The organism is Bradyrhizobium sp. ERR14, assembly GCF_014198235.1.
Taxonomy (GTDB): Bacteria; Pseudomonadota; Alphaproteobacteria; order Rhizobiales; family Xanthobacteraceae; genus Bradyrhizobium.
Genome location: NZ_JACIHD010000049.1, coordinates 1 through 10,074, shown reverse-complemented (window position 1 = coordinate 10,074; position 10,074 = coordinate 1). Strand labels below are relative to the sequence as shown.

Genomic DNA, 10,074 nt, shown 5'->3' with positions numbered 1-10,074 from the left:
CGGCAATCGCCGCTCCGACATCAATCCCCCACGACATCCAATAGGAAACGCCAAATCGGAAACGGATTTGTTGGTTTTTCAGCGGACTGCTAGTGCTTCGCCGCCGTAGGCATACGATGAAGGCGGCAGATTGGCACATGCACGTGAGAGTCGGGCTTGCCAAAATACCTCCCGGCCCGGGGCGCGCGTACGCACGTCTTCCGCTAGGGGAACGAACACTGGTGCTACACAACACGGACAAAAGGCACTCAAGTCTTAGGGGTCTTTCTGAAACACGCCTTGGCGACTGCTAGCGCAAATTGCGCTAATTAAGGCCGCATTCGCCCGATGAGCCACAGCTCGACTGCGGCTTTGTGCGTCCATTTCCGCGCCAATTTTCCTCGCGTCTTCTGGCCGATTTCTAGCTGGTTCGCAGCGCAGTCAAAGGCCGAAAGGGAAAGCGCGAGATATGCGCAAGGTGCGCGGTCCCGCGATCCCGGGCCGCCTCGGCTTTCCCAAAGTACCTTTGCAATCGATGGCCCTCGGCGGCCTCGCGCGGGTCAATCGACCCACGTCGCGCGCCATCCCTTGCGCTCGGCATCAGAGACCACGCGCTGCCGATCCCAGCCGAAGCATGTAGCTGAGGATGGGGTGCGTTCGGATCACGTGGCTTGTCGGTCCTAGGACTACAGCAGCGTGGAAGTGCGGCGCATCGATCACGATCATCGGCCGTGCCCTTGTCGGCGCAGGTCTCGTCTAATCCGGCCAGCTCGATCTTGAGCGCTTGGTCCCGGTAGCCGAACGTACTGCACCGGCTGCGCTGGCTGTCGGCATTGAGACCATTGTCAGCAACTTGACGCCGGACGCCGCGACGAAGTGCCTGCAGAGCCCGCGAATTCACTTCGGCACGCGACTTGCTCTCTTTGCCGCATCATCACCAATCGCAGTGCGATGGTCTTCGGGACGGACTCGGCGCGCGTCGGTGTTAGCGTCTGGTCCGCCCCGACGGTTTTGCTGCGCGATAACTTAAGGACGCTCGGTCGTGGACCGAGAAAATACAGGGACGTGATGGATGCGATCTGGAGTTCTTCTTTTGGGAGCCACGACAATTGCGCTCGTCGCAACCGATGCAACGAATGCGGCAGACCTCGAGCCAGGAGTGAAACTGCCACCGGCGGCTATATTGGCGGGCACGTCGGCGGCGGCTACGGCCGCACCTCCTTCAGCAATCCCTACGGTCCGTCGATCTATGGCGATGTCGTCGATACCCCAGTGTTCCTCGCCGGTGGCCAGATCGGCTACAATTGGCAGAAGAACGGTTGGGTATTTGGTGTCGAACTGGATGCCAGCGGTGCTGTCTCCGACGGGACAAATACCTGCCTCGCCGCCCCCGGCTTTATTGTGAGCGCAAACTGCAAGGCAGGTCCCAACGTCTTTGCCACCGGAACCGGTCGCGTCGGTTACGCGTTTGGCGCGCTGGGCCACACGCTGGCCTATCTCAAGGGAGGCGTCGCTTGGCAAAACAACCGTGGCGACGTCGTCAACAACTTCGAAGGCGGGTCGCCACAGGAGAAAGCCCACTTCGACTATGGTCGCCTTGGCGCCACCATCGGGCTGGGCGTCGAGCAAGCGCTTACGCCTGCATGGTCGGTGAAAGCTGAGTATGACTATCTGCATTTCGGCGGACCGAGTGTCGCGACTCCTCCGACGGTGCAGAATCCGCCGTTCGCAATTCTTCCGGCGAACACAACGGGCCTCTCCAGCAACTATCACATCGGAAAGATCGGCTTGAACTACCATTTTGGCTCCGACCCATGGACGGCGCAATGGTCGGATGCGCCGCTGTACGCGAAAGCACCCGCCGGTGCGCCGATCCGGTGTAGCCGGTGTAGGCCGCAGGCTGGTTGGTTCATTCCCGTGCCAGCGCTGAGCAGCTTGGGGTTTTCTTTGTGGAACCTGACGAACTCGATCAGGTTTTCGATGCCAAAGTCGCAGGACGCCTGAACACCATCTTCGCCGACGCCATAGACCCACTGGTCGCTCTCTACACGGCTTTTGCGACATGCCGATTCAGACTCTCCGCGAAATATAGCCATCGGAGCACCTACCGGGAATCTGGCAGACTGAACAATCCGCCTCCAGCATTGGTCACGTCAAATGTCGTCCTTAAGTCAGGTCCTTGCGATCAGGGCTACCAAAAGTGGCAGGTCTCCCATATTGGAGATCGTGTTACCCTCTGAAGGTTGATTGAGCTGAGCCGCGAAACCAATCACAACGTTACAGTTCAGAGAGGAGACGTTCAATGGCATCGAGCGTAGCTGAAGACGAGAAACGCCGTACACAGCAATCGCCGCAAGTGACCCAGGCATCGGCTGCTGGGCCAGGTGGCGCCGCCGAGCACACTAAGCAGTCGACGGCAGCCACGCGCGCTTCATTCGTGTTTGCAGATTGGCAGAAGTCGATCGAAGCAACGACAAACTTCTTCGCGGCGGCTTTGAAAGACGGTTTGAGATTGACTGCTTCCTCTTTGCACGATCACGCCAATTTTCTAAAAGTCGTTGCTGAGGTCAAAACGCCCTCCGAGTTGCTGAAAAGCTATCTGGACTTGGCAGAGCGATCTTGGTCGAAATCGTTCAGTGAAGGCTCGAAGTTGTTGGATAATCTCAAGATACAACAACATCAGCGTTGAGCAGTCGAATCGTGTAGATCATATAAGCGACGACGAGCTTGGGGCGGTCGCCTAGTACTTTCCCAAGATCGTCTGATCGGCCAGTTCTGATGGCAATGCGCCTTCGGTAAAGCAAAGCATTTTCGAGCGGCCGGTGGTCAGCTCATTGTCGCCGTTTGCTGAAAACGGACGTGGGTGTAAGAGCAGGAAGGCCGGCCAGGCATTGGTGCCCGCAATTTGTATTATAAGGCCACGATCGGAGCAGCGACAGCATTGCTTATGTGCCGGTCCGCACCGTGGCTGCAGGCGCACCTTGAAAGAACTCGGAAGCCGCGAGCCAAAGGCCGCTGGCGGCGTGGGTTCCTTGGCATGAGCGCCTCGATTTCTGCCCTGGGCCAGCCATTAGGGATACGCTGAAGCGTTGTGGTGATCATGCGAGTGATCGACGTTGTTCATATTCGCAGTCTGCAGCAGTGATGATCACCGCTTTTCATCCGCGAGCTCGCTGATTATGCAGCAAGCCGGATTATGCCGCATGAGCAGTCTTCTTCGCTTCGAGGCCGGCACCCGTTGGTCGCCACGTCGCTGCGCGGGGACCAGGTCGCCGCTGGCATGGCACTGACCAAGCGGCTAGTTCCGAACGACGCAACGACGCACGTGCCCGCGGCTGCTCGGCAGCTGTGGAGTGGCACCAGCGCAGCATAGCTGGCATAGGAGAGCCAACGGGTTCTTTCATAGCCGTCGGCGTAGACGGCGTTGATGGTCTCGGGCGTTAGATGGCGATGAAAGGCGGACGTTCTCCGTCGAGTCGACCACCGAGAAGTCGCCCCGCGGCGGGCGCACGCGGCAGCCTTCTCCCTTGCGTGTTTCATGCAGTGCGTTAGGACCCTAGCTTGCGTCGCTGTAATGGCCCATCAATGGGCACGCCGAGAGCCCGCGGCTGAACTCAGGATTGGGTGAACTCCTAAAGCTTATCGATCACTATTTGCCTGGAGTTGCGGTTTCCGAAAGGATATCAATGACCTCGAGCTTGGCGTCATACTCCTCGTATGTGCCAAGCATGGGTTCGCCAAGTGCAATATTGTGCACGGGATCAACAATCGAGGGTGAGTCGTAAGTTAGGGAGATGGGTCCAGTAAATTGAACTTGATCGCCAAGCTCGTCACGTCGCAACGTTCGCGCGGTGCACCATTTGACGAGCTGCGTTACTGCGCCCTTCCCGCGCTCATTGATGGGGGGCAAATGCCGAACCGAGTAGAAATACGTCCGCGCAGAAAACATCTGTTGCGAACTCGAGCTCATGCGCTGGTCCGGTTGAGCGGTAAGAGTCAGCAGGCGCTTGCCAGCTGGACGCTCGAGCGTACCCTGAATTAGGCCACCTTCTCTAATCAGAGTAATGTGCGCCAGCTTTTTTGGAGCACCAAGAACCTCTCGTCCCGAGGCAAGCGCTGCATCATTCGTTGTCACGTAAATGTAAGGAATGTAAAAGCCGGTCTCACCGCCGGGATCACGAACTTGAATTCCTGAATAGCACTCCAAGTACGGCCCCACAGTGCTTGAGGGATAGCTCGCGACCCCCACAACGGCGATTGCAGGGTTTGCTACGGGTACTAATCCCTTCGGTAGTAGCGAGGACACCTCGCTCCCCACGCTGAATACAAGGTTTATGGCTTGGCAGCCGAGAAACGCGCTGCCACGGTCTCTGCTCCCACGGTAGAGAGGCGCATCAAGAGGAATACCTTTTACCTCGGGCATCGCATTCCTCCTCGCTCTTGGAGTGTTTGGACGCAACTGTAGATTCAGCTAACTCATCTCAGCAACAGTGCTCGGTTTTTGAAGCATCCTGAAGAGACTGTGATGACGCAACCTCGATGATGCAACCTCCAATGCAGCTCGGTGATCCCTCGGCTCATAGAGCGCTGATCATGATCGTCTCGCCAACGACGCGTACAGTTCTGCGCGCTGCACCTCAATTCTGTGGTGCAGAATGAGCTTGACGATCGTGCGTTCATTCCCGTGAAGTGTGCTCACCGACGATGATGATAACTCGATAGGCCTCTCTATCTGTCGCATGCAACGTCGATGCCAAGCACCTCATTCGGTGTTAGAGGACTCGCTCGGATGAAGATGTACGAGAAGGCCGCCGACAACCGTCGCCTCTTCTGCTGTTGCCTTCCCCCTTGTTTGATTGGCCACGCGGAATGTCGAAAGTCCGACATGATCAATTGGGACATAAACGCATGACGAGTTCGCACGCCTCGCAGTTTTGGGAGGCTCGACTAAGCCTTAATGTCGAAACGCTATCGCTGTGCATGGCCCGAAACGCATGCTAGCGGATACCCAGGTCGCGTAAGAAGATCGGAACAGCTGTAGCAACTCTGCAAGAGTTGCGTGAGTTTGCATTCGTACGAGATTCTCGGCGCGCCGATTGCACAGGATGGATACTCCAATTCGCAAGACTCGGAGAACCTCATGCGTTCTGCGCCCCACTCCCGCGGCCAGCCACGAAGAGCTCAGTACGTGCATCTGTGCGGAACCGGCGTTGCATCGCCTGCAGTCCACGCGCATCTTCCGGAGGAAACTCGGTCGTGATTCGTCGGGCTCAACAAGGTGGCCCAATGTCGTGATGCCAATTCAACACTCCGACGGTAATGTATGAACGGCGGACGCGTGTCCACGACGTGGAATCGTTATCGAGTTGGTTTTCACGCCGAGTTACACGGCACTACGCACAGCCTTGGGCTTCGCAGCGGGACACAGCAGATCGACCAAGGGCCAGTTGACATAGTGCATAGTGGATGTCGCAAAAACCTTGCACCACCAGAGAGGCAGCAAAATTATGGGACGTGTCAGCGAAAAAGTCATTCTGGTGACCGGCGGGGCTCGAGGGATGGGGGCCGCTCATGCGCGCCTGCTGGTAGCGGAGGGAGCTAAAGTCGTGATCACCGATATTCTTCGTAAAGAAGGCGAGGCTTTCGCGGCCGGCCTTGGCACATCCGCGATCTATCTGCGTCAAGACGTCGCTCAGCCAGAGGAATGGTGCCAAGCGATCGCGGCTGCGGAGAGCAAGTTTGGCGCGCTGCATGGCCTCGTCAACAATGCCGGCATAGCCAGTATTGCTCCTATCGAGCAGTTTCCGCTCGAGCAGTGGACGAAGACCCTTGCTGTCAATCTCACCGGTGTATTTTTGGGAATGCAGGCTGCCCTGCCGGCCATGCGCCGCGCGGGCGGGGGCTCGATCGTCAACATCTCGTCGGTCGAGGGGCTGAGGGGTAGTGCAGGGCTTCACGCCTACGTTGCTTCCAAGTTCGGCGTGCGAGGCATAACCAAGTCCGCCGCTTTGGAGGCCGCTCCGTCTGGGGTTCGCATCAACTCGGTCCATCCGGGGTTAATCAACACCTGGATGACAAAGGACTTCGATTCTTCCAGTTTTCCCATTCCGCTTGGACGACCAGCCGAGCCGCCGGAAGTGTCGCAGGTAGTGTTGTTCCTGCTCAGTGACGAGTCCTCTTATCTTACGGGTTCCGAAATCGTCGTCGATGGCGGTCTGACGATCGGCGTCCCGTACAAGTGTCAGGCGCCCGAAAGCATCTTCTGACTAGAAGTTGACCAATTGTCACATAAAACAGGATCTGAGCTTGTGATGTATTACAGCAGTGGGAACTACGAAGCCTTTTCTCGCCCCCGCATGCCCGCTGGTGTGGACAGCAATACGGCGTGGTTCGTTGGTTCGGGTTTGGCAGCGCTGTCCAGAGCGACCTTTCATGAACCGCGACGGGCATATGCGAGGCGATCGTATTACCATTCTTGAGCGGCTGAACCTTCCAGGTGGGGCGTTGGACGGTAGTTGGTACCCGGAAAGAGGGTTCGTCATCCGAGGTGGTCGAGAGATGGAGGAACATTCCGAGTGCCTCTGGAATCTATTCCGTTCGATCCTGTCGCTTCCAGCCCGAAGGCGCCAGCGTCCTCGACGAATTCTACTGGCTGAACAACGATGATCCGAACTACTCACTTCAGCATGGCATTCGGCCCTCGAGATGAAACTTTATCTGCATCGATTTATCCACCATATCGGCGGCCTGCCTGATTTTCGTGCGTTGAAAGTTATCAAGTACAATCAGTACGAATCGCTCGTTCTGCCGTTATGCAAATGGCTCCTAGAGCAGGGAGTCATCTTTCGCTACGGGGTCGAAGCCACTGATATCGATTTCGACATAAAGCGCGGACGCAAGCAAGTCACAGGCATCCACTGGCTGGAGAATGGTATTGCCGGCAGCGTCGAATTGGTCCCGACGATCTTGTTTTCATGACGATTGGGTCCCTTACCGAGAACTCGGACATGGGGGCCATCATACGGCGTCCAGGCTCGACGAGGGCCGGCGCCCGCCTGGGATCTGTGGCGGCGCATTGCTGCTAAAGATACCGCCTTTGGCCGTCCAAACGCCTTTGGACGCAATATCGCTGTAACCAAATGGGAATCGGCCACGATCACGACCCTGGACGCACGCATTCCCGGGTACATCCGTAAGATCGCCAAACGCGATCCATTCAGAGGCAGGGTCGTCACAGGAGGCTATCGTTACGGTAAAAGATTCGAGCTGGTTGCTTATTTGGACCGCAAACCGCCAGCCGCATTCAAGCACCAGCCCCGCGATCCGGTCGTCGTCTGGGTCTATTCACTGTTCGTCGAGAAAGACGGTGATTACGTGAAGAAACCGATGCAAGAATGTACGAGCGAGGAAATCACGCAAGAATGGCTTTATCGGTGTGCCGGTTGCGAGCATCTCGAAACTCGCCGCGAGGGCCGCCAAAACGGCGCCGGTGATGATACCCTACGTCACTTCCTTGTTCATGCCGCGGCAGGTGGGCGACCGGCCAGATGTTGTGCCTAAAGATGCGGTCAATTTTGCATTCATCGGCCAATGCGCGGAGTCGGGCGAGCAGGATTATATCTTCACGACGGAATACTCGGTTCGGATGGCGTCGATATCCAGGACCAGCGTTCCTTTGAAGAAGATTAGCTCAACCGAGCTTGGTGAACTGATCAATAAGTATTACCTGAGTTGAGGTGGGACGCTGTCTGACGCAGCGGACATTGAGCAACGCGCTGTGCCGTGCTTCTCCCGTGCGGTGACACTACCATCGACGTTGATGTCCGGAGATAGCGCGCGCAAGGTGACCAGATGGGGCTTTCCACTCCTTGCGCTGATGTCAACGGGCACCTTAGACGCAAAGTAGAAGCTGCCTAGATTGGACAGCCTCGCGGATCGCGGCGATCTGCGCGCCAGGCTGGCGAATATCAATGAGCAAACCATCTCACGCTCGAGCCCGATCCATGAAGGGGCGGCTTCCACCCTTCCACCGGCGTTCAATTACCCATAACTTTGACCACTCGGGCTGATCCGCTGATCGGCGAAATCTTGAATCGAAAAAATCACTTGTGATTCCTTGCTGAGCACCTGATTCGCGAGGGGGTGCTCTATGAGCTGACATTAATGGATCGATCGGCCAAAGGCTGTTTGCCGTCCTTGGAAGGTGAATGTTCGATTGATCGAGAGAGTAGTGGATGCGACTTTAGGGACGCGCGGCTCGGCGACAGATTTCGCAAACTGCTCACGCAGATTGGAAGCGCCATGGGACAAAGCATTCCGCTTGTCTGCCAGGATTGGGTGAATACCAAGGCAGCCTACCGCTTCTTCTCTAATGAGCGGGTCAGCGAAGCGGACATTCTGCCGGCCATTTCCAATTGACACGTGATCGTGCCGCCGCAACTGAAGGTCTCGTTCTTGTGCTGCACGATACCGAGTTCAGCTATCAACGCGAGAAGTCAGAAGCGATCGGCATCACCAAGAGCATGAACAGTGGACTGGATAAGGCGAGTCGCCTCAGATCGCACACGGTTTGCGGCATCCTGATGCATTCGAGCCTTGCGCTTACAATCGAAGGGGTGCCGCTGGGGTTGGCGGCCGTTAAGTTCTGGAGGAAGAAATTCAAGGGGACCGCAGCGTTTAAAAAGAAGATCAATCCGACCCGGATTCCCATCGAGAAAAAGGAAAGTGTCCAGTGGTTGTAAAATCTCAAGCAGTCTACGCAACTCTTGGATCATCCGGGACGATGCATCCATATTGGTGATCGCGAGAGTGACATCTACGAGCTCTTCTGCTCAGCAGAGATCGGAGCTCATTTCCTGATCATGGCTGGAGACGGGGATCACACGATCGCCGACGAAATGGATGAGGTCGCCGTCAAGGGGCTCCATCACATCGAAGTCAGAGACAGCAACGGCGATCCCGACCAAGCCGTTCTTGAGATCAGGTATCGCAAGATACGTCCTGCCGCCGATCGGAAAGCAGAAGCGCTATCCCGCGCTGACCCTGACGGGTGATCCATGCCGAAGAGCGCGGGACACCGAAAAACAGAAAGAAGATCGATTGGAGGCTGATCACCGACCTGCCTGTTAGTTCCCGCACCGACGCCATTGAGAAACTGGAATGGTATGGATTGAGATGTAAGATCGAGGTGTTCCACAAGATCCTCAAATCGGGCTAAAAGCTGAGGAGTCGAAGCTCAGGACCGCCCAGCGTCTGACCAACCTGATCTCGCTCTTTTGCATCCTGAGTTGGCGGGTCTTCTGGATGACGATGCTCAACCGTTCCGCTCCAGAGGCGCCGCCAGCCCTCGCGTTGAACGCAACTGAAATCGGCGTGCTCGATCGCCTCGTCAACGACAAACCAAAAGCAAAACAGAAAACGCTCTCGCACTATCTGATCAAGATCGCCCGGCTCGGCGGGTATCTCGCCCGCGTCAGGATCCGCAGCATCTCGTCATCTCAATCTCCGGCGTCGGTCCGCCGAATTTCCGCGGTGACATAGGCACGGGCTCCGACAGCTCGAGCGCTGCCGCCCCTAAGATTCGAACCTCGCTAAGTGGCGAAAGTAACAGCATGGCGTACGGCCGGAAATTTATCCCATTGATCAGCACGAAGGCTGGCGAACGGATTAGGCGCAGCTTGTCGGCGTCGCCCTTCAACACGATCTTCTTGGTTATGACGGGAAGCAGCAGCGCTCCGGCAATACCTTCTACGAGCAGCACGCGGCCGCCAAACAGGAAGGCCGATTTGATCATGTCCTGATAACGGTCGGCCCTCCGGCGCTCGACCGGATCGAGCGGTAACGCTGCCAGCGGGACGCAACGTGTTACCGGCCTCGGACGGCCGACCGGCATGATCGGATGCGGCTCGATCTCCGGCATCCTCTCGGCAGGGAGACCAGCGAGCGGCTGCGCCTCCTCTGCTATCGTCCCCGCCGAGCCCATCGGCGCGGGCAGGAACGACCGGAAAAAGAGGAGTTTTTTGCTCTCAACCCATGCCGACAGGTTTGGCGAATGAGTGGCGACGATCAGCTGCAGCTCGCCGCCGGCCCTTGATG

Annotated in this window: 8 protein-coding genes and 2 pseudogenes; 8 read left to right on the top strand and 2 right to left on the bottom strand. The window is 57.1% G+C overall.

Annotation, left to right across the window (positions count from 1 at the left end; genetic code table 11):
* The first annotated feature begins 1,047 nt into the window (after positions 1-1,047).
* Positions 1,048-1,983: an outer membrane protein gene (locus GGD62_RS40250; protein ID WP_246800574.1), complete on the top strand. Its 936-nt coding sequence runs from the start codon at positions 1,048-1,050 to the stop codon at positions 1,981-1,983.
* Positions 1,984-2,281: 298 nt separating this feature from the next.
* Complete coding sequence (locus GGD62_RS40245) at positions 2,282-2,668, top strand: hypothetical protein (protein ID WP_183714772.1); 387 nt, start codon at positions 2,282-2,284, stop codon at positions 2,666-2,668.
* Positions 2,669-3,628: 960 nt separating this feature from the next.
* Here the strand turns inward: GGD62_RS40245 and GGD62_RS40240 are convergent.
* A complete protein-coding gene (locus tag GGD62_RS40240; RefSeq protein WP_109146014.1) occupies positions 3,629-4,402 on the bottom strand; it encodes an acetoacetate decarboxylase family protein in 774 nt (257 codons plus the stop codon).
* A gap of 1,084 nt (positions 4,403-5,486) precedes the next feature.
* Between GGD62_RS40240 and GGD62_RS40235 the strand changes: the two genes are divergently transcribed.
* The 6 genes and pseudogenes from GGD62_RS40235 to GGD62_RS41380 all read left to right on the top strand — a co-directional run bounded on the left by GGD62_RS40235 (position 5,487) and on the right by GGD62_RS41380 (position 9,032).
* Complete coding sequence (locus GGD62_RS40235) at positions 5,487-6,245, top strand: glucose 1-dehydrogenase (RefSeq protein ID WP_183714768.1); 759 nt, start codon at positions 5,487-5,489, stop codon at positions 6,243-6,245.
* Between the two features lie 166 nt (positions 6,246-6,411).
* Complete coding sequence (locus GGD62_RS41405) at positions 6,412-6,645, top strand: oleate hydratase (protein WP_312014342.1); 234 nt, start codon at positions 6,412-6,414, stop codon at positions 6,643-6,645.
* Positions 6,646-6,684: 39 nt separating this feature from the next.
* A pseudogene (locus GGD62_RS41400) lies at positions 6,685-7,714 on the top strand (oleate hydratase).
* 428 nt (positions 7,715-8,142) lie between these two features.
* On the top strand, positions 8,143-8,397 hold the full coding sequence (locus GGD62_RS41390) for a transposase (RefSeq protein WP_246800570.1): 255 nt from the start codon (positions 8,143-8,145) through the stop codon (positions 8,395-8,397).
* Complete coding sequence (locus GGD62_RS41385; protein ID WP_246800568.1) at positions 8,394-8,720, top strand: hypothetical protein; 327 nt, start codon at positions 8,394-8,396, stop codon at positions 8,718-8,720. Before GGD62_RS41390 ends, GGD62_RS41385 begins: the two co-directional genes overlap by 4 nt.
* A 24-nt stretch (positions 8,721-8,744) precedes the next feature.
* Positions 8,745-9,032 carry a hypothetical protein gene (locus tag GGD62_RS41380; RefSeq protein ID WP_246800566.1) on the top strand — a complete coding sequence of 96 codons (288 nt, stop codon included), beginning with the start codon at positions 8,745-8,747 and terminating at the stop codon, positions 9,030-9,032.
* A gap of 419 nt (positions 9,033-9,451) precedes the next feature.
* Here the strand turns inward: GGD62_RS41380 and GGD62_RS40215 are convergent.
* A pseudogene (locus tag GGD62_RS40215) lies at positions 9,452-10,074 on the bottom strand (hypothetical protein); the annotation flags it as partial.